The sequence below is a fragment of the Variovorax glucosi genome, from assembly GCF_051216695.1.
Lineage (GTDB): Bacteria > Pseudomonadota > Gammaproteobacteria > Burkholderiales > Burkholderiaceae_C > Variovorax.
Genome location: NZ_JBPJZE010000005.1, coordinates 156,501 through 179,039 on the forward strand (window position 1 = coordinate 156,501; position 22,539 = coordinate 179,039).

At 58.5% G+C, this 22,539-nt stretch carries 20 protein-coding genes; 17 read left to right on the top strand and 3 right to left on the bottom strand.

Features of this window, described 5'->3' with window-relative positions:
• Positions 1–472: 472 nt before the first annotated feature.
• The 10 genes from ACSFA3_RS21550 to ACSFA3_RS21595 all read left to right on the top strand — a co-directional run bounded on the left by ACSFA3_RS21550 (position 473) and on the right by ACSFA3_RS21595 (position 11,384).
• Positions 473–745: a metal-sensing transcriptional repressor gene (locus ACSFA3_RS21550; RefSeq protein ID WP_435507544.1), complete on the top strand. Its 273-nt coding sequence runs from the start codon at positions 473–475 to the stop codon at positions 743–745.
• Complete coding sequence (locus ACSFA3_RS21555) at positions 742–1,224, top strand: hypothetical protein (RefSeq protein WP_435507545.1); 483 nt, start codon at positions 742–744, stop codon at positions 1,222–1,224. Before ACSFA3_RS21550 ends, ACSFA3_RS21555 begins: the two co-directional genes overlap by 4 nt.
• A 78-nt stretch (positions 1,225–1,302) precedes the next feature.
• Positions 1,303–2,427: an efflux RND transporter periplasmic adaptor subunit gene (locus tag ACSFA3_RS21560; RefSeq protein WP_435507546.1), complete on the top strand. Its 1,125-nt coding sequence runs from the start codon at positions 1,303–1,305 to the stop codon at positions 2,425–2,427.
• 1 nt (position 2,428) lies between these two features.
• Positions 2,429–5,524 (top strand): efflux RND transporter permease subunit, encoded by a 3,096-nt coding sequence (locus ACSFA3_RS21565; protein ID WP_435507547.1) that lies wholly within the window; start codon positions 2,429–2,431, stop codon positions 5,522–5,524.
• Positions 5,517–5,819 (top strand): DUF3240 family protein, encoded by a 303-nt coding sequence (locus ACSFA3_RS21570; protein WP_435507548.1) that lies wholly within the window; start codon positions 5,517–5,519, stop codon positions 5,817–5,819. Before ACSFA3_RS21565 ends, ACSFA3_RS21570 begins: the two co-directional genes overlap by 8 nt.
• Positions 5,820–5,869: 50 nt before the next feature.
• Entirely contained in the window at positions 5,870–7,063 is a 1,194-nt protein-coding gene (locus tag ACSFA3_RS21575; protein ID WP_435507549.1) for a TolC family protein, read from the top strand.
• 70 nt (positions 7,064–7,133) lie between these two features.
• A complete protein-coding gene (locus tag ACSFA3_RS21580; RefSeq protein ID WP_435507550.1) occupies positions 7,134–7,937 on the top strand; it encodes a HupE/UreJ family protein in 804 nt (267 codons plus the stop codon).
• A gap of 25 nt (positions 7,938–7,962) precedes the next feature.
• Positions 7,963–8,316: a DUF6488 family protein gene (locus ACSFA3_RS21585; RefSeq protein ID WP_435507551.1), complete on the top strand. Its 354-nt coding sequence runs from the start codon at positions 7,963–7,965 to the stop codon at positions 8,314–8,316.
• Between the two features lie 125 nt (positions 8,317–8,441).
• Positions 8,442–9,767: an MFS transporter gene (locus ACSFA3_RS21590; RefSeq protein ID WP_435507552.1), complete on the top strand. Its 1,326-nt coding sequence runs from the start codon at positions 8,442–8,444 to the stop codon at positions 9,765–9,767.
• A 1,044-nt stretch (positions 9,768–10,811) separates the two neighbouring features.
• Positions 10,812–11,384 carry a hypothetical protein gene (locus ACSFA3_RS21595; RefSeq protein WP_435507553.1) on the top strand — a complete coding sequence of 191 codons (573 nt, stop codon included), beginning with the start codon at positions 10,812–10,814 and terminating at the stop codon, positions 11,382–11,384.
• A 253-nt stretch (positions 11,385–11,637) separates the two neighbouring features.
• On the opposite strand, the gene ACSFA3_RS21600 is transcribed toward ACSFA3_RS21595, so the two are convergent.
• Both ACSFA3_RS21600 and ACSFA3_RS21605 read right to left on the bottom strand, forming a co-directional pair.
• Complete coding sequence (locus ACSFA3_RS21600) at positions 11,638–12,993, bottom strand: heavy metal sensor histidine kinase (RefSeq protein ID WP_435507554.1); 1,356 nt, start codon at positions 12,991–12,993, stop codon at positions 11,638–11,640.
• On the bottom strand, positions 12,990–13,682 hold the full coding sequence (locus ACSFA3_RS21605; RefSeq protein ID WP_435507617.1) for a heavy metal response regulator transcription factor: 693 nt from the start codon (positions 13,680–13,682) through the stop codon (positions 12,990–12,992). Before ACSFA3_RS21605 ends, ACSFA3_RS21600 begins: the two co-directional genes overlap by 4 nt.
• Before the next feature lie 190 nt (positions 13,683–13,872).
• On the opposite strand from ACSFA3_RS21605, the gene ACSFA3_RS21610 reads away from it, so the two are divergent.
• The 5 genes from ACSFA3_RS21610 (at position 13,873) to ACSFA3_RS21630 (ending at position 18,908) form a co-directional block, all read left to right on the top strand.
• Positions 13,873–15,660, top strand: a complete 1,788-nt coding sequence (locus tag ACSFA3_RS21610) for a copper resistance system multicopper oxidase (RefSeq protein WP_435507555.1) — start codon at positions 13,873–13,875, stop codon at positions 15,658–15,660.
• Complete coding sequence (locus ACSFA3_RS21615; protein WP_435507556.1) at positions 15,657–17,060, top strand: copper resistance protein B; 1,404 nt, start codon at positions 15,657–15,659, stop codon at positions 17,058–17,060. Before ACSFA3_RS21610 ends, ACSFA3_RS21615 begins: the two co-directional genes overlap by 4 nt.
• 64 nt (positions 17,061–17,124) lie before the next feature.
• Positions 17,125–17,460: a copper homeostasis periplasmic binding protein CopC gene (copC, locus tag ACSFA3_RS21620; RefSeq protein ID WP_435507618.1), complete on the top strand. Its 336-nt coding sequence runs from the start codon at positions 17,125–17,127 to the stop codon at positions 17,458–17,460.
• Between the two features lie 3 nt (positions 17,461–17,463).
• A complete protein-coding gene (gene copD / locus ACSFA3_RS21625) occupies positions 17,464–18,387 on the top strand; it encodes a copper homeostasis membrane protein CopD (RefSeq protein WP_435507557.1) in 924 nt (307 codons plus the stop codon).
• 38 nt (positions 18,388–18,425) lie between these two features.
• Positions 18,426–18,908 carry a DUF411 domain-containing protein gene (locus ACSFA3_RS21630; RefSeq protein ID WP_435507558.1) on the top strand — a complete coding sequence of 161 codons (483 nt, stop codon included), beginning with the start codon at positions 18,426–18,428 and terminating at the stop codon, positions 18,906–18,908.
• Positions 18,909–18,925: 17 nt separating this feature from the next.
• Here ACSFA3_RS21630 and ACSFA3_RS21635 read toward each other — a convergent pair whose 3' ends face one another.
• Entirely contained in the window at positions 18,926–19,177 is a 252-nt protein-coding gene (locus tag ACSFA3_RS21635) for a heavy-metal-associated domain-containing protein (protein WP_435507559.1), read from the bottom strand.
• Positions 19,178–19,447: 270 nt separating this feature from the next.
• Between ACSFA3_RS21635 and cueR the strand changes: the two genes are divergently transcribed.
• On the top strand, positions 19,448–19,912 hold the full coding sequence (cueR, locus tag ACSFA3_RS21640) for a Cu(I)-responsive transcriptional regulator (protein WP_435507560.1): 465 nt from the start codon (positions 19,448–19,450) through the stop codon (positions 19,910–19,912).
• 41 nt (positions 19,913–19,953) lie between these two features.
• On the top strand, positions 19,954–22,389 hold the full coding sequence (locus ACSFA3_RS21645) for a heavy metal translocating P-type ATPase (RefSeq protein ID WP_435507561.1): 2,436 nt from the start codon (positions 19,954–19,956) through the stop codon (positions 22,387–22,389).
• Positions 22,390–22,539: the final 150 nt, after the last annotated feature.

A 22,539-nucleotide genomic window follows, 5' to 3' on the forward strand; every position in this document is an offset into this window, starting at 1 on the left:
CTATGTATGCAACGATGATAAATAGACGTGTTGGGGATGAATTGCCCGGCTTTTCGAGACACTTTCGAGCTGTTGCAATGGCTCTGCACTACGCGTTCCAACCCTAGCAGGTCCGCGTAATCTTATGGCGGTATGTCAGACCAATCTAGTACCTTCGGCGGGCATTTCACTTGTCTATCACCGAATCAGAGCACGCCTTGCTAGTACTACGCATGTGCAATCGGACCACTTGGTGGACCGTTACAGCGAGCGGAGAGAAAGCGTGGAAGCTTTGTCCAAAGCGGCTCGTCCTACGCAGCATCTGACCGCTTCTAGATTGATGTGATCAGCCCGCAGACGATCCCGATTTTTGGTCAAAAACGTCCTCAGCAATCACCGTCACATCACTTAATCAATCACCAACTACGCATCCAAGCTTCTAGAAACTGAAGTTCTTCACTCTTTGAACGTATCCCCCGGGGTAGGATACGACGTGCACGAACATCGCCATCTGACCCATCCAGATCTGATCAAACGCCTCAAGCGTGCGGATGGTCACCTCCAAAACGTCATCGAAATGATGGTGGCGGGGCGTGAGTGCGCCGACATCGCTCAACAATTGCACGCGGTCGAAAAAGCCGTCATGGCGGCCAAGAAGCTGTTGATCCAAGAGCATCTCGATCACTGCTTCACTGATGTCGGCGTCGGTCCGAGGACGTCTGCCGATGCGGTTGCCGAACTCAAGAAGCTGGCGAAGTACCTGTGAACTTCAGGCCCATACGACCTTTTGCAGCGGCTGCACCGCTCGACTGGAAAGCGCTCGTCCAGTGGCTTTTCGTCGTGCTGGTCGTGTTCGATCTGGTCAGCTCGCCTTTTCACCAGCATCACCATGACGGAGGGGTCGACAGTTACTCCACCCACGCCGATCAGCATGATCAAAACCGCATGGCGGTTAGTGACGTTGATGAAGATGATCACGACTCGAACGCTGAAGCGGGCGCAGAACTCAAGGCACATGGTGGCCACTCGCTCTCTGCGATTCGCGGTATTTCCGCCGAGGTGGGTCCGTCTACGTCGTCGATGGAACCTCAATTTTTGGGTCCACTTTTCGTTTTTGTCAGTCTCCTGACGCTGCCGGTTGCGCAGGCGCTCGTTCCTTGGCGGCTGGACCGAAGTCGACCACCCATTCCACTGTTTCGCACCGTTCCGCCAGACGGGCGAGCGCCTCCCGTCTTCTCCACTTAAGCCGCCTCAGCTCGTCCCTCGAGCTGCATCGAACTTGTCGTTCCGGGAACGGCAATACCGCTTGTTCGTGGAGTTTTCATGTCCTATCTTCTTGCCAGGCGCGCGCTGCTCGGCTGCCTCCAGACTTTCTTTCTGATTGCCGGCGTCAATGCGGCGACACCCGTTTCCGCCGAATTTTCAGTCTCGGCGACGCAGATGCAGGCGTTGGGCGTCACCCTGATACCCCTCGAGAAGCAGGCGCCGATCGCCGGCATGGCCTACCCGGCCAAGGTCGTGGTGCCTCCCAGCGGTAACCAGATCGTGAGTGCACCGTTCGGCGGTCGCATCGAAGAGCTGCTGGTCGACGAGCAGCAGACCGTCAAGGCAGGACAGCCGCTCTTGCGCCTGAGCAGTCCGGAGTTCGGGGATCTGCAGCTCAAGCTTCTGGAAGCGTCCAGCAAAGCGCGGCTGACCGGGCAGACGGTCGCGCGAGAGCGTCAGCTTTTTGCCGAAGGCATCATCCCCGAGCGCAGGGTCCAGGAAGCGACTGCCAGCAATCAGGAGGCAGTCGCACGTCTGCGGTTTGCCGAGGCATCGTTGCGACTGGCAGGTGTCGATCCGGTCGCGATCCGCAAGATGGGTGACAGCGGCAGTCTCCAGGATGGACTGGTCGTGCGCGCCAGGAGCGCAGGCACGGTGGTCGAGCTGGAAGTGAAAACAGGTCAGCGCGTCCAGGGCTCCGACGCGCTGCTGCGCCTGGTCAACACGCAGCAACTTTGGCTGGACGTGCAGGTGCCGGCCGATCGGCAGCACGCACTTTCTTCCGCCAATAACGGCGCCCTTGCTGTCGTCGGGCGCGACGTGAAGGCCACGCCGATGTCTGTCGGCGCCGTCGTGAGCGACAACCAGAGCGTGACGCTGCGGGCTCGGGTGGTGAGCGGCGCGAACCTGCTTCGCCCCGGCGAGATGGTCCAGGTGCGGGTGCCGTTCACACCGAACGCCGCGGGCTGGGCGCTCCCGTTGCCCGCGATCGCTCGCCAGGACGACAAGGCCTACGTGTTCGTTCGCTCGGAGAAAGGGTTCGTGGCGAAGCCCGTGACCATCATCTCCAGCGCCGGCCAGTCGGTCCAGGTGACCGGCGACCTGCGTGCCGGTGAGCAGGTGGCCACGGGATCGGTGATTGCGTTGAAGGCTGCCTGGCTGGGCAAGAGCGGAAGCAACTGACATGCTGAGCCGTCTGGTCCAATTTGCGCTGACACAGCGCCTGTTCATGCTGCTCGCGACCGCGCTGCTGGCCGGCTTCGGCTGGTACGCGTTTCGCGAACTGCCCATCGACGCCTTCCCTGACGTGTCCAGCACACAGGTGAAGGTCATCATGAAAGCACCCGGCATGACGCCGGAGGAGATCGAAAGCCGGATCGCCGGGCCGATCGAGGTCGAGATGCTCGGCATTCCCCAGCAGCGGATGCTCCGCTCGGTATCCAAGTACGGATTGGTCGACGTGACGGTCGACTTCCAGGACGGCACCGACATCTACTGGGCACGGCAGCAGGTGGCCGAACGACTCGCCAACATCACGGGTGACCTCCCGTCCGGCATCAGCGGAGGCATGGCGCCCGTGACCACGCCGCTCGGCGAGATGTTCATGTTCACCGTGGACGCGGAGAAGATGTCGCTCGAAGACCGGCGCGCCTTGCTCGACTGGGTCATCCGGCCGGCGCTTCGCTCGGTGCCCGGCGTTGCCGACGTCAACGCACTCGGCGGCAAGGTTCGCAGCTTCGAGGTGGTGCCTGATCCGGTCAAGCTCGCGGCGCTCGGGGTATCGACCGGTCAGCTCAAGAGCGCGATCGAGGCCAACAACCGCAACGACGGCGCAGGCCGTCTTGGCGAGGGCGGTGAAGTACTGCTGGTCCGCAGCGAAGGCAACATCAAGACTGCAGACGACTTGCGCGCCATCGTCGTGAGCAACAAGGGAACGAGCCCGGCGCGGCTCGGTGATGTCGCAACGGTGCGCGACGGCAGCGTCACGCGATACGGCGTCGTCACCAAGGACGGCAATGCTGAAGCCGTCGAGGGTCTGGTGCTCGGCCTGGCCGGCGCCAATGCGCAAAAAGTCGTCGAAGGCGTGACCCGGAAGCTCGAGGAACTAAAACCTGCGTTGCCAGCGGGCGTGACGATCAACGTGTTCTACAACCGTGCCGAGCTCGTCAAGAAAGCGGTGGGCACCGTGTCTACGGCCCTCATCGAAGCCACGCTGATCGTGCTGGTGCTGCTGGGTGTCTTTCTTGGCAACCTGCGCGCCGCCGTCGCCGTCGCAGTGATCCTTCCGCTGTCGGCGCTGGGCACCTTCATCATGATGCGCGCGGCCGGAATGTCGGCCAACCTCATGAGCCTGGGCGGTCTTGCGATCGCCTTGGGCATGCTGGTCGACGCGGCCGTGGTGGTGGTCGAGAACATCGTCCAGCACCTCGGCAAGGAAACGGCCGGTCGACAACCGCCGCGCCTGCACATCGTCCTGCGCGCGGTGCGCGAGGTCTCGGTGCCGGTTTCGGCCGGCATCCTGATCATCATCACGGTGTTTCTGCCGCTCTTGACCCTGCAGGGCCTCGAAGGCAAATACTTCGTCCCCGTGGCCCTGACGATCGTCTTCGCGCTGGTCAGCTCGCTGCTGCTGTCGCTGACCATCATCCCCGTCCTGTCCTCATTCCTACTGAAGAAGGTCTCGCACGAGGAGCCTTGGCTGCCGCGCAAGCTGCTGAAACTCTACGAGCCGGTCCTAACGTCGGCGATGGGCCATCAGCGCGTGGTGTACGTCGTGGCCGGCCTCATGCTCGCCGTTGCCGCGGGTGTGTACACCCAGGTCGGCAAGACCTTCCTGCCGCCGATGGACGAGGGAGACATCATCGTCGGCATCGAGAAGCTGCCTTCGGTGAGTCTCGAAGAGACGGCCGCGCTGGACCTGAAGATCCACCAGGCGCTCATGAGCCAGATTCCGGAGATCACCGGGGTCGTGGCACGTGCAGGGTCCGACGAGATCGGTCTCGATCCGATGGGACTCAACCAGACCGACACCTTCCTCGTGCTCAAGCCGAGAGAAGAGTGGAAGCTGGCGAGCAAGGACGCGCTGATCGCCCGCATCCGCGAAGTGCTCGACCAGATGCCCGGCATCAGCTACAGCTTCACCCAGCCGATCGACATGCGGGTCTCCGAGATGATCATTGGCGTTCGCGGCGATCTGGCCATCAAGATCTTCGGGCCCGACCTGGACAAGCTCAACGAGCTCGCGGCCCAGGTGGAGAGCCTGATGAAGACCGTCCCGGGCAACCAGGATGTCTACACAGTGGAGAACGACGGTGTCCAGTACCTCCGGGTGGTCGTCGATCGACTCAACGCGGGCCGCTACGGCCTTTCCATCGAAGACGTGCAGGACGCCCTGCGCTCGCAGATCGAAGGGCAGCGCGCGGGCACCGTGATCGATGGCAACCGTCGCATCCCGATCGTGATCCGCGGTCCCGACAGCGTGAAGATCTCGCCTGCCGAGTTCGCCGCGCTCCGCATCACCACCTCCGACGGACAGACGATTCCCCTGGAGTCGCTGGCGACGCTGACGCGCGAGACCGGCCCGGTGAAGATCGATCGGGAGATGGGAAGCCGCTACGGCGTCGTAATCGCCAACGTCACCGGTCGCGATTTGGTGAGTTTTGTCGAAGAAGCCAAGGCCAAGGTGGCCGCCGAGGTGAAGCTTCCGAGCGGCTACCGCATCAGCTGGGGTGGACAGTTCGAGAACCAGCAGCGGGCAGCCGCCCGGCTCACGCTGGTGGTTCCGCTGGCGATCGGATTCATCTTCCTGATCCTGTTCACGACCTTCGGCTCGGTGCGTCAGGCGCTCCTGGTGCTGAGCAACATCCCGTTCGCGCTGGTGGGCGGCATCGTCGCGCTGTGGGTCACCGGCGAATACCTGTCGGTTCCCGCATCGGTCGGCTTCATCGCGTTGCTCGGCATCGCGGTGCTGAACGGCGTGGTGCTGGTCAGCTACTTCAACCAGCTGCATGCCGAAGGCAACGACCTCATGACGTGCGTCGTCCAGGGCGCACGCCGAAGGCTGCGACCTGTCTTGATGACGGCAGCGATCACGGCCTTCAGCCTGGTGCCGTTGCTCTTCACCAGTGGACCGGGTTCGGAGATCCAGCGCCCGCTGGCGATCGTGGTGATCGGTGGACTGATCACGGCAACAGCCTTGACGTTGATTCTGTTGCCGGTCCTGTACTTGCGTTTCGCGCACCCGAAGGGACAGCCAATGCTGGAGGCCAGCCATGTTTAAGGTTCATCTTCACTTGATCTGTCCGAGCAGGGCCGAAGAGAAGCTGCTGGACGTGCTGCTGATCAGCGCCGGCGACCAGGTCTTCACCAGCGTCCAGGTGTTCGAGCACGGAGTTGCATCGGGAAGCCTAAACGCCGAAGAACAGGTCATGGGACGCCGCCGTGCAGTGCACCTGCAGCTGTGCCTCGACGAGGACGTCGCAAAGTCACTCCTTGAATCCATTCAAAGCGAACTCAGGGGCAGCGGCCTTCGCTACTGGGCTACGCCCGTGGCATTCGAGGGAGAAATCAAATGAAGTTGTTAGCCCTAATGATCTTTGCAGGGTGTGTGTTGCCAGCAGGTGCCATGACCGTCGTCGCACCGCCCGACCTGCCCGCTAGCGTGCCAGCCCGCGCGTGGATAGAGCAGGACCCTTCGGTGCGAGGCGCACGAAGCGCTCTGATCGCTGCGGGTCATACCGCCACGATGCTGGCGGCGTCGCCCAATGAGTGGTCCACGCGGATCGGTGCGCAGCGACGCAATTACGGCATGGGCGGCGGCGACTCGAAGGAGTGGAGCGTGCAGCTGGAACGTCCCATCCGGATCAACGGCAAGGCCGAGCTCGACCGGCAGCTCGGAGAGGTGGAAATCCAGATCGCCGAGTCTCGCGTCGGCGAAGCCATCCACGAAAGCGCACTCGTGCTTCTGGACCTGTGGCTCGACGGCCTTGCCGCCGTGCAGAATGAAAAGCTGTTCAACGAGCAGCGGTCTTTCTCGCAGGCGAACCTGCGGGCCGTGGACAGCCGCAAGCGGGCGGGCGACGCGTCGTCGCTCGATGTGAGCGTGGCCTCGGCTGACCATGCCGAGGTCGAACGACTGGCCAGCGCAGCAACGTCCAACGTGGCGAAAGCGAGAGCGAAACTGCGCGTGCGATTTCCCGGTGCCCAACTCGCTCTCGAGGCGGCGACCCTCATGCCCGACCCTGTACCGGTGCCTGAGACGGAGTCGGCCTGGGTGCAGCGGGTGCTCGAAGCGGCCGATCCCCTTCGGATTGCCGAAGCCCAGTTGCGAAAGGCCGAACTTGCCGCCTCGCGCGCCTCGGCCGATCGCATTCCCAATCCGACGGTCGGTGTCTACGCAGCGTCGGAGGCCTTTCGCAACGAGCGCATCGTCGGGGTGAGTGTGAGCATTCCGCTGGGAGGCACTTACCGGAACGCGCGTGCGCTCGAGACCCTTCAGGAAGTCGAGATTGCTCGCGAAGCGGTCGACCAACGGCGTCGCGATCTGGAGTCAGGGGTAGCCGAAACCTACGCCGATGCGACAGGGAGTTTCGCGCGCTGGAAGCTTGCCGAGCAGGGTTCCAGGGCGGCGGCGGAAAGTGCGCGGCTGACGCAGCGGGCGTACTCGCTCGGCGAATCAGATTTGCAGGGATTGCTGCTGGCCCGGCGGCAATACCTGGAGGTCGCGCGAGCGGCTCAAGAGGCACGCGCGGCGGCGCTCAAAGCCAACTACCGCTTATTGGTCGATGCCCACCTGATCTGGGATCTGGCGCTCGATTGATGCCTGCCGGATCGACTCCTTGTCCTCACCGCCATTTCCTCATGACATTGAAGTTATCGAAGGTCGATTGATGCTTTCATCCAACCCCAAATTCATTGCGACTGCACTGATCGCGTTGGCGCTGCTGATCGGATTGCCGTCGGAGGTGCTTGCGCATGGCATATCCGAGGCCGACCGCCTGCGGATGCTCAACGGTGGCTATCTTCAGTACGTCGGGCTCGGAGCGACGCACATGCTCACCGGTTATGACCACCTGCTGTTTCTGTTCGGCGTGGTGTTCTTCCTGAACAACTTCAGGGATGTGGCCAAGTTCGTCACCATCTTCACAGTGGGCCACTGCATCACGCTGGTATTCGCGACCTACTTCAAGATCACCTGGAACTACTACCTGATCGACGCCATCATCGCGATCAGCGTCATCTACAAGGGCTTCGACAACAACGGCGGTTTCCAGAAGTATTTCCAGATGAAGTCTCCGAACCTGCTGGCCGCAGTGTTCGGGTTCGGCCTTCTCCACGGATTCGGTCTTTCCACCCGGCTGCAACAACTGCCGCTGGGCGACGACAACACCTCGATGCTTCTCCGCATCCTGAGCTTCAACCTGGGCGTGGAGCTGGGTCAGGTTGCCGCACTTGCGGCCATGGTCGGCTTGCTAGCTCTCTGGCGCCATCGCCCCTCGTTCAAGCGCTTCAGCGTCGCCGCCAACCTGGCGCTCGTTTTTGCAGGCTCGCTCTTGCTGCTCATGCAACTGCATGGCTACCAGCACGACGCCGATCCCGACGGTTTCCGCTTTCCTGACCAGGAGCATCGTCATGCACACGAGGACATGGAAATTGAAAAGACTGCCGATCCAGGCAGAGAGTCGCTCGACTGATCACCACCCCAACCAAGGACCCATCATGCAAAAACGCTCATCTCTCTTCATGGCACTCGCCCTGATCGCGCCAGCCGCCGGACCAGCTCTGGCTGCAGAAGGTGGAAGTTGCCACTTCCACGGCAACGCACCCGCTGCCGAAAAAGTCGTCGTCGACTGTGCTGCGCAACGCAAGGCGTCTCTGGTCAGCGGCGGAAAGATCGACAAGAGCTGGGAGGCTGTGAAAGTCGATAAGGCCGAGCAGGTCGATGGCAAGAAGGGGAAGGAATGGAAAGTGTCCTTCACGAACACCGCCGCAACCGACCCAGCGAAGGGCACGCTTTACGTGTTCATGAGTCCTGCAGGCAACTACATCGCGTCCAACTTCACCGGTCGGTAGGTCTGGTGCGACGCACAGGCGGAATGCCGCCAGTGCGTCGAAGCTGCAGACGATTCAAACACAAGAAATTTGCTGTGCCGGGTCCGCTGTCGAAGCGGGTAAACGGTGCGGCGGAGTAAAACAACATGCTGAACGTACTTCGAAACCGAACCTATCGGCACCTGTTCCTCGCGCAAGTGATTGCGCTGCTCGGAACGGGCATGGCCACGGTGGCGCTCGGGCTGCTCGCCTTCGATTTGGCCGGTGCCAACGCAGGCGCCGTGCTCGGGACGGCACTGGCGATCAAGATGGTGGCATACATCTGTGTCGCACCTGTCGCGTCCGCATTTGCCCAGCGGCTTCCTCGCCGAACCCTGCTCGTCGGACTGGACATCGTCCGCGCACTGGTTGCGCTGTCGCTGCCCTTCGTAAACCAGATCTGGCAGATCTTCGTGCTGATCTTCATCCTGCAATCGGCGTCTGCCGCATTCACGCCGATGTTTCAGGCGACCATTCCGGATGTTCTGCCCGACGAGGACGAATACACGCGTGCGCTGTCGTTGTCGCGACTTGCGTACGACATGGAAAGCCTGGTGAGTCCGGCGCTTGCCGCGCTGCTGCTGACCGTGGTGAGCTATCACACGCTGTTTGCAGGAACGGTCGTGGGCTTCCTGGTTTCGGCGGCGCTCGTCGTCTCGGTGGTGCTGCCGATCGCCAAGCTTCCGCCTGCCAGGGGAATCTATGACCGAACCACACGGGGTATGCGGATCTATTTGGCGACACCTCGCCTGCAGGGATTGCTCGCTCTCAATCTGGCCATCGCTGCGGGCAGTGCCATGGTGATTGTCAACACCGTGGTCCTGGTGCAGTCGAGCTTCGGCTTGACGCAAACGGCCACTGCCACCGCACTTGCGCTGTTCGGCGCCGGCTCCATGATCGTCGCGCTTCTTCTGCCGAAGCTGCTCGAACGGCTTCCCGAGCGGCAGGTCATGCTCAGCGGTGCAGCGGTCATCGCGATAGGGCTGCTGTTAGGTTTCGTAGCCGCAAGACGGTACGAATGGCTTCTACCGTTGTGGTTCTTGTTGGGCCTTGGATACTCCTTGGCCCAGACACCCTCCGGTCGGCTGCTTCGCCGCTCATCTACCGACGAGGACCGACCCGCGCTGTTTGCAGCTCAGTTCGCGTTATCGCATGCCTGCTGGTTGATCACCTACCCACTCGCAGGATGGTTGGGTGCCACGGCCGGGCTAACAACCAGCTTCTTTGCGCTCGGCTTGTTGGCTTGTATTTCTGTTGCGGTGGCTGCACGCCTGTGGAACGGCAAGGACACAACCGAGCTGACGCATGATCACCGCGGCATGCAAGCGGACCATCCCCATTTTTTTGGAGAAGGCGTTGCGACGAACGAAGGACATATCCGTCACACGCACGCCTTCGTTATTGACGACGAACATCCTAAGTGGCCGAAGTAAATCGCTGCAATCACAAACAATGTTTGGCTGACAAGCGAACAATTCAGACTAAGCACGCTTTTCGCATAGTTCGAAGACTAATTTTCGAGGCGCTACCATTGACCGAATCTGGCTGATCGTTAGTCATGCAGTGTTTAGCCTTGCAAAGCACCCGAGATTCAAGACGTTGATGTACAGCGTGTCACATGATGCGTCCGGCTCGGCCAGAATTGCATAGGCTGAGGACCTAGTTGAAAAATCGAATGGTTCTGAACTTGATCCACTGCTGCGGCCAGTTCATTTTGAAAATGACAAAACGGTAATCGGGCAGTAGGGAAACTGATGGATTGGTTTTATTAAAGTTGTTCTACGCCACCGAAAGACGGCGCTCAGTTCCCAATTAACAACCTTGAAAGACCTCCATGCAAGCTCTCAACATCCGCCTTTGCCTCATCTCCCTTGCACTGTCAGCCGCTGCCGTTCCGGCGCTGGCGAGCAATCACCCCCAAGCTGATTCGCGTCCTATCGCAAGCGTGTCCGAACGGTCGCGCAGTGCGGTCGACGCGGAAGCGCGCGCATGGACTCGTTCGGTCTCGCCCAACGGCTATGTCGGTAGCAGCCGCCAGGCTGCCGTCCAAGTCACTGCGAACTCGCGTACTGCTATCGATGCGGAGGCACACGCAGCGACCCGCTCGGTGTCCCCAAACGGCTACGTAGGGAGCAGCCGCCAAGCCGCTGCCCAGGTCAATGCGAACTCGCGCACTCGGGTCGCAGCTGATGCGTCGAACTGGATGCGTTCGGGTCTTGCGACCATTGAGTATGGTCAAGTCGGTGCCGATCTTGCCAATCCCGCGTACAAGCAAGCGGCCTAAGCTTATGCGGCACGACGTGACGTCAGCGATCATTCGGCCGCAGTGCAGGCATTTGGTGCAAACGGAACCGTCGCTCAGTAAGGCAAAGAAGCAAGAATTTTGAGCGATCTACTTTTGATGCGCGAATTCTTGTCATCAACCGTGAGTTCAAAGCGGGCACCTACTTCCAGCAACGCCTCTTCAAAAGCGGCTAGTGATCGATGTCGACCACTGGGCCATCAACAAGGGGGTTATAGCGCCGAAGAGCAGCTACGACATGCTGGTCTCGACGCAATGCGTCGGCATCATTAGCTTCGCAACGAGGATGACCAATGTACGTCCAGAGTTCTTCAAAAAAAAGCTCGTCAAAAATCCGTCATTTAAAAGCATCATTCACCGCACTATTACCTTGAAGGAAGACACCATGAAACACAATATGATCGCCACCGTTTTCGTTGCCGGCCTCCTTGCAGCAGGCGCTGCCTCCGCCCAGACCACGCCAGGCACCAGGGACATCAACGCACAAACGGGTGTGTCGGATCGCGCACAGACGCAGCGTCCCAGCGGTACCAACCCGGAGTCACGTGCCGAAGTAAAGTCGGAAGCCAAGGCCAACGCCAACAATCTGGCCAACACCGACATTCCGAAGGGCCAGGCATCCACCCGCACGAACGGTCAGATCAACGCCGCGCCCAAGATGAACAGCGGCACGACCCGCGCCGAAGTCCGCAATGAAGCCAAGATGGCCAAGCCGAAGGATGGCCAGGTCTTCGTGCCAGCCAAGTAAATCGACATTCAGCCGCAAACTGGCCTGAACCCCAAAACCCGCGACGCTTACGTGTTGCGGGTTTTTTCACTTGTGTGCGAAAGGTGCACGGATTTAATCGTCTATCTGCGCCTGCGTGAGCGGCAAATGGACTGCGCCGCCAAACACATCTAGCACATGCAAAAGGCGCTAACAGAACTTCGCTGGTGCACGCATGCATTTTAAAATCATCAACAGCAGCCTGCTAATTTTTCCAGACAGCATCAATAAATAACTAACCAAATGTTAATGTGAAGGTGGTTCTTTCGTTATTTGAGCTCACCTCAATTGTTCCGTTATGCGCCGCCATGATTGCTTTGGTGATGGAAAGGCCCAATCCAACACCGTCGGAATCCGGCCTGGTTCGGGACTTGTCAGCTCTAAAAAATCTGTCGAATATAAATGCAGCCTGATCTACAGGAATGGTGTTGCCTGTGTTGGTGATATTGACAATTGACCGCAAATTATTATTGATGATTTCAACGTCAATGCTCGTGTGCGGAAAGGCATGGCGCAATGCATTCGAGAGTACATTGCTGATCGCTCGGCGAATCATGAGTTTGTCGCCGCAGATGGAACTGCCCCCCTTTGTTGTCAATGTGACAGTTTTGTCTTCCGCAAGAGCCTCATAGAATTCAAAAAGTGCTTCAATTTCTTTGGCTAAGTCGACATCTTCGGAGCTAGGGAGGTTTAATCCGTTCTCAGTTTTGGCCAAATACAACATGTCCGCTATCATCCGGGCTAACCGCTGCATTTCCTCAGCATTCGAAGCCATGATGTCCCGATACTTTTCATTGGTCCTGGCTTGGTTCAACGTCACATGCGTTTGAGTCATCATGTTGGTAATCGGCGTGCGCAATTCATGCGCAATATCAGATGAAAAATCAGACAGCCTTTTAAAATCGCTCTGCAATCGTTCCAGCATGGCATTGAGAGTGTTTGCCAAGTCTGCAATTTCGACGGGAACCGAATCAACTGGCATGCGTTCGTGCAGCTGACTTCCGGTAACCGTGCGCGCGCGACCAGACATTGTTCGCAATGGTTCCAGACCTCTTCTTGCAGCCCACCATCCCAGCAAACCACATAAAACGGTTGCGCCCAGGACAAACGCAATTAACGTGTGCGTAAAGCTTTCCATGAAATGCTCGTGGATTGATGTACTCAACCCCACCAAGATTGAAAGCTCTCCAGCAACATTGGCGTCTGTCTGAGTGCGATGCACTACACCCCGGTATTTCTGGCCTCCCTCAGTCCATGCAAATCTTTGATTTTCTTTGGCAATCTCAAGCGGCATTGCGAAATCGAAATTCTCAGTAGAATAGACAATGCCATTTTCGCGTGATGTGACTTGAGCAATGAAGCCTGGATAATTTTTGAGCGCAGTGTCCAACTTTATCGGCAAAGCTTCGGGTGTCGACTCATTACTGGTTTTTTGGATGAGTTCAATACGTTCTTCCAGCGCCGAATAATCTTCGCTTGCGAAATGCGCATCAAGTGACTTTGAAATCAAGATGCCAAGTCCAAGCAGCACGGTCGCCGATGTCCCGGCAAAGAGAAGCGTCAGCCGGGTTGTGATCGACACTTTTCTCATGCGGGCATATCGAGCTCTGGCTCGTCGATGAGGTAGCCCATGCCGCGCACCGTCTGGATGAGCTTGGTCTCGAACGGGTCGTCGATCTTCGCCCGCAACCGGCGAACGGCAACATCGATGACATTCGTATCACTGTCAAAATTCATGTCCCACACTTGAGATGCGATCAGCGAACGCGGCAGTACTTCACCACGCCTGCGGACCAGCAGTTCAAGCAACGCGAACTCCTTGCTGGTCAGCGTGATCCGTTTGCCCGCCCGCGAAGCACGTCGGCGGGAGAGATCCAAAATCAGATCTCCCACCTGGACCCGGTCCGGTGTGACGGCCTGGCTACCTCGACGCAGCAAGGTACGAACCCTTGCCAGCAGTTCCACGAAGGCGAACGGTTTGACCAGGTAATCGTCGGCGCCCAGCTCCAGTCCTTTGACCCGGTCGGCAACGCTGTCTCGCGCTGTCAAAAAAAGGACCGGTACGGATCGGTCTGTCTTGCGGATCGTCTCCAGTATTCGCCATCCGTCCACGTCGGGAAGCATTACGTCCAGAACGATGAGATCGTAGGCCTCGCTCATGGCCAAGTGATGGCCATCCAAACCGTTGGTTGCCAGGTCCACGACGAAACCTGCTTCAGCCAGGCCTTGGCGTAAATACTCGCCTGTCTTGACCTCATCCTCGACAACCAGCAGCTTCATCGCATCCCCTTGAGTGCCCAGCTCATGGGCGATGGGGTCACTGTAGGCGTGCCGACTGAACGCCAACATGACGGGTTCATTACACGAATGTAATGAACCCGTCAGACGCCTGTTCGCGCAGCATTTCTATGCTTCACCGATTCTTCCACCGGTGCCGCACCGGCCAGCCGAACATTCACTTGAGAGCCCTATGAATCGTTACCCTGTCGCGTCTGCGCTCCCTCCACTGCCTCGTCGTCGGTTCGTGCAAGGTCTGGTGGCGGGCGGTGTGATTTCCGCGCTGCCCGCAGGGGCGTGGAGCGCTACGAACGCAGGCGCAGTCACGCGATCGCCACCCGTGCTGTCAGGCACTGAATTCGATCTTGTCATCGACGAGTCGCCAGTGAATTTCACGGGGAAGGCGACAACTGCGACCACCATCAACGGCAGCCTGCCTGGGCCGACGCTGCGTTGGCGAGAAGGCGACACGGTCACGATCCGCGTGACCAACCGACTGCAGGAACACACATCCATTCACTGGCACGGAATCATCCTGCCGTTTCAGATGGACGGTGTCCCGGGCATCAGTTTCGACGGCATCCCACCGGGAACAACTTTCACCTATCGGTTCCAGGTCAAGCAGCACGGCAGCTACTGGTACCACTCGCATTCCGGCTTCCAGGAGATGACCGGGGTGTATGGCAGTCTCATCATCGATCCTGCGGATGCAGGCAAAGACATTCGTACTGATCGCGACTACACGATGCTTCTGTCGGATTGGACCGATGAAGATCCGATGCGCGTCTTGAAGAAGTTGAAGGTCCAGGGCGACTACTACAACTACAACCAGCCCACCTTGCCGGACTTCATCCGGGATGTCTCCAAAGACGGCTTTCGTTCAGCGCTCGACAAAAGGAAGATGTGGAACGAGATGCGCATGAGTCCAACCGACTTGGCAGATCTTTCTTCGGCGACCTTGACCTACCTGGCCAATGGCACGACGCCGGCCGGCAACTGGACAGGCATCTTCTCCAAGGGTGAAACCGTTCGTCTGCGCTTTGTGAACGGTTCGGGCAATACGTTCTACGACGTTCGCATCCCGGGCGTGAAGCTCAAGGTGGTCCAGGTGGATGGGATCAATTGCGAGCCAGTCAGCGTGGACGAGTTTCGCTTTGGGCCAGGGGAGACGTATGACGTCCTCGTGGTACCGAGCGACGATGCGCACACGATCTTCGCGCAAGCGATGGAACGTACAGGCTATGCCCGCGCAACGCTGGCTGTTCGTGCAGGACTGGAAGCGCCGGTGCCTGCCTTGGACAAGATCCAGTGGCTGTCCATGAAGGACATGATGGGTGGCATGGACCATGCGGCCATGGGTGGCATGGGTGGTACGGCAGGTATGAGTGGTATGGCAGGTATGGATCACTCGGCCATGAGTCACGGAGCGTCTGCCAAGGACTCGCTCGCAACCCCAAGCACGAAGGCTCGCCATGCTCGAACCGAGTACGGACCCAGTACCGACATGCGGGTCGATATGGCTCGAACAAATCTGGACGACCCAGGCATTGGATTGCGTGACACCGGCCGGCGCGCGCTCACCCTTGCCGATATCCATACGATCGGCGGCGCGATGGATGCACGCGGCCCAGGACGCGAGATCGAACTCCATCTGACCGGCAACATGGAGCGGTACTCCTGGTCATTTGACGGCGTGGAGTATGGCAAGTCCACACCTGTGCGTTTCAAGCATGGCGAGCGGGTGCGGGTGATCCTGCACAACGACACCATGATGACCCACCCGATGCACCTCCACGGCCTTTGGAGCGAACTGGAAACGCCCGAAGGAGCTTTCCAGGCACGCCGTCACACCATTCCGGTTCAGCCTGCGCAACGCATCAGCTTCCTCGTCACAGCCGATGCGCTTGGACGCTGGGCTTGGCACTGCCACCTCATGCTGCACATGGATGCGGGCATGTTCCGTGAAGCCATCGTGGCATGAGCGCCGAGCAACCAGGAATGAACATGAAAAAAAATGCAGTCTCGATTCTCGTTGGCCTCATCACTGCGGGTAGCGCGGTGCCTGCTTTAGCCCAACCGCACAGTGGTCACGCCATCGCCAAACCGCCAGTAGTAAACGCAGCTCCGGCCAGCAAGATGCAATGCATGGCTCAAGGCGACATGCAACAGTGCATGGCTCATTGCAAAGCGCAGGGCATGGATTCGAGCAAGATGAAATGCATGGCACCCGGCACGAAGCCGGGCATGGGCCACGGTGACATGAAGGGCATGGACCACAGCAAGATGCCAGGCATGGGTCAGGGTGACATGAAGGGCATGGATCACAGCAAGATGCCAGGCATGGGTCAAGGCGACATGAAGGGCATGGACCACAGCAAGATGCAGGGCATGTGTCAGGGCGACATGAAGGGCATGGACCACAGCAAGATGCAAGGCATGTGTCAGGGCGACATGAAAGGCATGGACCACAGCAAGATGCCGGGCATGGGTCAGGGCGACATGAAGGGCATGGACCACAGCAAGATGCCGGGCATGGGTCAGGGCGACATGAAGGGCATGGACCACAGCAAGATGCCGAGCATGGGCCAAGGCGGCGTGCAAGGCATGGATCATGGCGCAGGCGGCATGAAAATGCAGGGTGGTTCAGCACCGCCAGATGCACGTGATCCTGACGCCTACGCAGACGGTTTTGAAATCGGTCGCGGCCTTTATGCCATAGGCCCAAACCGCAGCCTCCACATGGCTGATGAACACCGCTTTGCATCGGTACTGGTTGATCGACTGGAACTCGTCGACACAAATTCGGGTCGCTCTACCTCCTACGAAGCGCAGGCCTGGTTTGGTAACTCTTACAACAAACTGGTGATCAAGACCGAAGGCGAAGTGGAAAAAGGCCGGGTCCACGAGGCCAGAAATGAACTTCTCTGGAGTCGTGCCGTATCCACGTATTTCGACACTCAGCTTGGTGTTCGAAACGATGCGGGTAGTGGCCGACCTGCACGCAATTGGCTTGCGTTTGGTATTCAAGGTCTGTCTCCCTACTGGTTTGAAGTAGAGGCAACAGGCTACGTTTCAGAAAATGGGCGAGTCGCTGCTCGATTTGCTGCTGAATACGAACTGCTTCTGACACAGCGGTTGATTTTGCAACCTCGGGTCGAAGCAAACATCTATTCAAAAAACGATCCCGATATGGGAATTGGCAGTGGCCTTGCCAATGCCTCTGCGGGCCTGAGGCTTCGTTACGAGTTCAGTCGCCAGTTTGCTCCTTATATCGGGATTGAAAAGTATTCAACTTTTGGACGAACAGCTGATTTGGTACGTGCTTCGGGAGGCCGGGCGAGCGAAACGCGTGTCGTTGCCGGTGTTCGGATGTGGTTCTAATCAAATGGAATTTCTCAAAATGATTCAGAAACGTACGGTTGTACGCGCTGCAAGCGCGTTCCTAATGGTTGTTGCAAGTGCAGCAGCTCTCGCACATCCTAAGTTGTTGTCTTCCAATCCAGCCGATGGCGCGACTGGAGAGGCTCCCCAAAAAATCGAGCTGGAATTCTCTGAGAACTTAGTCAAACAATTCTCAGGCGCTACGGTGACGATGACTGCGATGCCCGGCATGGACGGTTCCATGAAAACACCTGCTTCCGTCTCAGCCGCAGCGGATCCCAAGGTCATGGTTATCACTCCCGCGCAACCTCTGACGACTGGAACTTATCGAGTCGATTGGCGTGCAGTGTCGAGCGATACACACCCAATCACTGGCAACTTTAGCTTCAAAGTCAAGTAAATCATGGATCTGGACTGGGGGAGTGTTTATCATCGATTCGGGCTGTATGCTGATTTGATGGTTCTATTTGGAATGCCATTGTTCAGTCTTTATGCTTTGAAAAATGAAGAGCGTTCAACCTTCCCAGGTCGCATTCTGCCAATAATCATCTTCGGAAGTATTCTATTGGGATTGGTGTTATCGGTTGCAAGCTTGGTTGTCATGGTTAAAAACATGACGGGTGCTACTGATTATCGAACGATCGAGAGTCACGCGTTTGGCATGATTCTCAGCGAGACCTATTTCGGCACCGCCTGGATTTCTCGCATGATGGCGTTGGTTGTATCCCTGACAGGTGTGCTGAGATTCCTTAAAAAACCGGCGCAAGGTTGCATCATTATTTCCGTGGGCGGTGCAATCGCGCTGGGTTCATTGGCATGGGGTGGTCATGGCGCGATGGATGAAGGAGTGCGAGGATTTCTGCACTTCACGGCCGACATTCTTCATCTGCTGGCAGCTGGCGCTTGGGTTGGCGCGTTAGCCTCATTCCTTGCTTTGGCAAAGCAAGGCTCAAGTGAAAAGCATTTCGGTGTTCTTGCTAGAACCTCCGTGGGTTTCGCTACGGTAGGAACCATCATTGTCGCTACACTGGTTGTGACTGGGGTCGTTAATTTATATTTGATTGCAGGCAACAACCTAAGTTTGCTTTTTCTTAGCACTTACGGAATATTACTGCTGCTCAAATTAGCATTGTTTGCAGGCATGCTCATGATGGCTGCTCTCAATCGTCACCGCCTCGCTCCACGCATTGAAGCAGCTGTGCGTTCCGGCAATACGCATGCGGCCTGCGTAGCTCTCAAGCGCAGCCTTAACATAGAATTTTTATTGGCTGTTGTCATACTTTTTCTGGTGGCGGTTTTTGGCTTGCTTTCGCCTGCAATTCAATAAACGATAAATTTTTCTGATTCAACTGGTACATTCCAATTATGCAAACAGAAATCAACCATATACGCCGCAACTTCATCTTAGCAGGCGCTTTCTCTGCTTTTGCGCTACCCGCGCTAGCAGCTACAAATTTGAAAAATCCACTCATTGAGGTGTGGAAAACGCCAACCTGCGGATGCTGCAAAGAATGGGTTTCGCATTTGGAGAGCGCCGGCTTCAAAACAGTCGTGCACGATATTGAAGACACGTCCACGATTCGAGCCAAAAAAGGCATCCCGCTCTCGTTAGCATCGTGTCATACCGGTGAAGTGGCTGGCTATGCCCTGGAAGGGCATGTGCCTGCCTCAGAAATCAAGCGGCTGCTGTCCGAACGTCCCAATGCGGTGGGACTGGCTGTCGCCGGTATGCCCATGGGATCGCCAGGTATGGAGGGCCCTCCAGGTGCCGCTCAACCGCAACCCCGTTTCGATGTCTTGTTAATTTCAAAACAGGGTACGTCAACGGTTTACCGAGCCTACCGCTAGGCTTAGATAGCCAACTTTCAGCCGCAGCAGCAACCACCCTTCTTTGGCGCAGATGTGACCGTTGCCAGACTTGCGACTGACGGGCTGTATCCAGCGTCTTGGATGCTTTGGCTCAAGGCTTGGACGTTGGCCGTGCTTGACTCGATCTCCACCCGATGGGTTGCCAGATCGATGCGAACGGCTGCTTGCGGATCGACTCCCGCTACCGCCTGGGTAATGGTGGCGATGCAATGCTTGCAGGTCATGTCGTTGACTTCGAATGTGATCATGGTTTCTTTCGACAGAAGGGTTTGAAGAGGTCAAGCTTCATGCTTGCCTCAATGGGAAGGTCAATAAAAAGCTGCCTTGTCCCTTATGCCGGAATGTCTGCGCGAACAAAGTTTTGACCTTCCCATTGTGTGAAGCCTCAGCATGCGTTGTGGAAGGGCAGGTTGCCGTGTTCCATCGGCCACCTTCCCTTCATTCATTGGCCTGCAAAGCTGCTCTCGACGTCGACAACAGCCCTCGTCGCCAAGCATCATTTCCAAGGGATAACATTCATGGGTCCGTTGAACATTGGTGAGACAGCCAAGGCCTGCGGCCTGTCGGCCAAGATGATTCGTCACTACGAAAAGGTTGGCCTTTTTCCCGAAGCATCTCGCACCGAGGCTGGCTATCGCCAGTACACGGACAAGGAGGTCAGCACGCTGCGGTTCATACGCCAATCGCGCGATCTGGGCTTCTCGATCGATCAGATTCGCGAGCTGCTGGGCCTGTGGCAAAACCAGCGGCGTCCCAGCCGTCAGGTCAAGGCCTTGGCGCAGGCGCACCTCTTGGAACTCGACGACAAGCTACAGGAGCTTCAGGCCATGAAAGCCGCGCTGGCGCATCTGGTGGACCACTGCCATGGCGACGACCGACCCGACTGTCCCATCGTTGAAAACCTAGCGGACGAGCAGCGTCCGGTTCCTGATACAGCGCCACATCGCTTTCGTGGCAGTGGCCTGCTGCCAGGCCGGCACTGATCGCGGCATTTTCAAAATTCTTACCGTTTGGATAAAACCCCATGGATTCCACGCTCGCACCTTCCCATGGGTCTCCTGACGGAACTCACGGGTCGCATCTCCCAGTCTCAGACAAGGCAGCATCTGCACTCAGCCCGGAAAATCCTTTGAATGACCCGGTGTGCGGCATGAACGTCACCGTTCAATCGCCCCATGTCCTGCAGCACGAGAAACAGCCGGTCTACTTCTGCAGCGCAGGTTGCAAGGCCAAGTTCCAAGCCGATCCTGCCAAGTACATGAAGTCTTCGCAGGCCTTGACTGCGACCGTCGATGGTCAACCTCCTCATCCTGCGCAGGTCGTACCCCCGGATGCCGTAGGTGCCATCTACACCTGTCCCATGCACCCGGAGATCCGCCAGGACCATCCGGGCAACTGTCCCAAATGCGGCATGACGCTGGAGCCGGAGATGCCGAAGCTCGAGGAAGGTGAGGACCCGGAGCTGCGCGACTTCAAGCACCGGTTCTTCTGGACCTTGCCGCTGACGATCGTCGTTACCGTACTGGCGATGGCCGGCCACCGCCTGCAGTGGTTCGAAATGGGCACCCAGAGTTGGATCGAACTGGTCCTCACGGTGCCGATCGTGCTTTGGGCGGGCTGGCCGTTTTTCGTGCGTGCCGTGCAGTCAGTGGCGAACCGCAGTCCCAACATGTGGACGCTGATCGGCCTGGGCACCGCCGCGGCCTTTGTCTACAGCGTCGTGGCGACGGTGGCACCGGGCGTGTTTCCCGCGTCGTTCGTGTCCATGGGCAGGGTCTCGGTCTACTTCGAGGCGGCGGCTGTGATCATCTCGCTCACGTTGCTCGGCCAGATCCTGGAGCTCAAGGCCCGCTCGCAGACCTCAGCTGCCATCAAGTCGCTGCTTGGGTTGGCACCCAAGACGGCCCGCCGGATCAAGGCCGATGGCGCCGAAGAAGATGTGCCGATCACGCACGTCCACGTGGGCGACCGCTTGCGCGTGCGGCCCGGAGAAAAGGTGCCGGTGGACGGGGTGGTGCTTGAAGGAGGCAGCGCGGTCGACGAATCCATGCTGACAGGCGAGCCGCTGCCCGTGACCAAGCGGGTGGGCGACCCGCTGATCGGCGCGACGCTGAACACCAACGGCGCGCTGGTGATGCGATCGGAGAAGGTCGGATCGCAGACTGTGCTGGCAAGCATCGTGCAGATGGTGGTGCAGGCCCAGCGCTCGAAGGCGCCTATGCAGCGCATGGCAGACCATGTGGCCGGCTACTTCGTCGTGACCGTCATTGGCGTGGCTGTCTTGGCGCTGCTGGCCTGGGGATTCTTCGGGCCCGAACCGAGTTGGGTCTACGGACTGATCAATGCGGTGGCCGTGCTCATCATCGCTTGCCCGTGTGCCCTCGGCTTGGCCACGCCCATGTCGATCATGGTGGCGACCGGCAAGGCCGCCACCCAGGGCGTGCTGTTTCGAGACGCAGCCGCCATTGAGAACTTCCGCAAGGTCGATGCACTGATCATCGACAAGACAGGAACGCTGACAGAGGGCCGACCCGTGTTCGAACGGGCTGTGGCTGTGTCGGGTTTTACCGAAGACGAGGTTTTGCGCCTGGCTGCCAGTCTGGACCAGGGCAGCGAACATCCTCTGGCCGACGCCATCGTCCGGGCGGCGCGCGAACGCAAACTGACCTTGACGACGCCCGAGGGGTTCGAGTCCAGCAGCGGCATCGGCGTCAGCGGCAGTGTGGACGGCAGAAAGCTCGCCTTGGGTAACACCGTACTGATGGAGCAGCTGCATGTACCAGTTGATGACTTGAAGTCACAGGCCGAGGCGATGCGTACGCAAGGCGCTAGCGTGATGTTCCTGGCGGTCGATGGTCGGCCTGCAGGCTTGGTGGCGGTTTCAGATCCCATCAAAGCCACAACCATGGATGCGCTGGCCGGCTTGAAAGCTTCGGGCCTGCGCGTGATCATGGCCACCGGCGATGGGCTGACCACGGCCAAGGCCGTCGCCGCGCTCCTGGGCATCGACGAGGTGCATGGTGAAGTCAAGCCCGCCGACAAGCTGGCCTTGGTGACCCGGCTCCAGCAGGAAGGCCGCGTTGTCGCCATGGCGGGCGACGGTATTAACGACGCCCCCGCACTGGCCAAAGCCGATGTGGGCATCGCCATGGGAACGGGGACCGATGTGGCCATGAACAGCGCTCAAGTGACGTTGGTCAAGGGAGACCTGCGTGGCATTGCGCAGGCCCGTCTGATCTCCGACCAAACTGTCGCCAACATGAAGCAGAACTTGATGTTTGCGTTCCTCTACAACGCGCTGGGCATCCCACTGGCGGCGGGGGTGCTGTACCCGTTCACCGGCTGGCTGCTCTCACCCATGATCGCAGCGCTGGCGATGAGCCTGAGTTCAGCCTCCGTCATCACCAATGCTTTGCGGCTGAGGTCCAGCCGAATCAAAGAATCTGCACTGACAACGTAATGAGGGTAGACGTTAGCCTCGCGATTCGTACTCAATTTGCCATAGGATTCTTAGCCTAATCTTAGGGCTATGCCCTTGCAAAACGTGCAAGACGATGATTTCCGTGAGGTGCTGCAGATGAACGGCACACTGGTGTTTGTTGCTGCACAC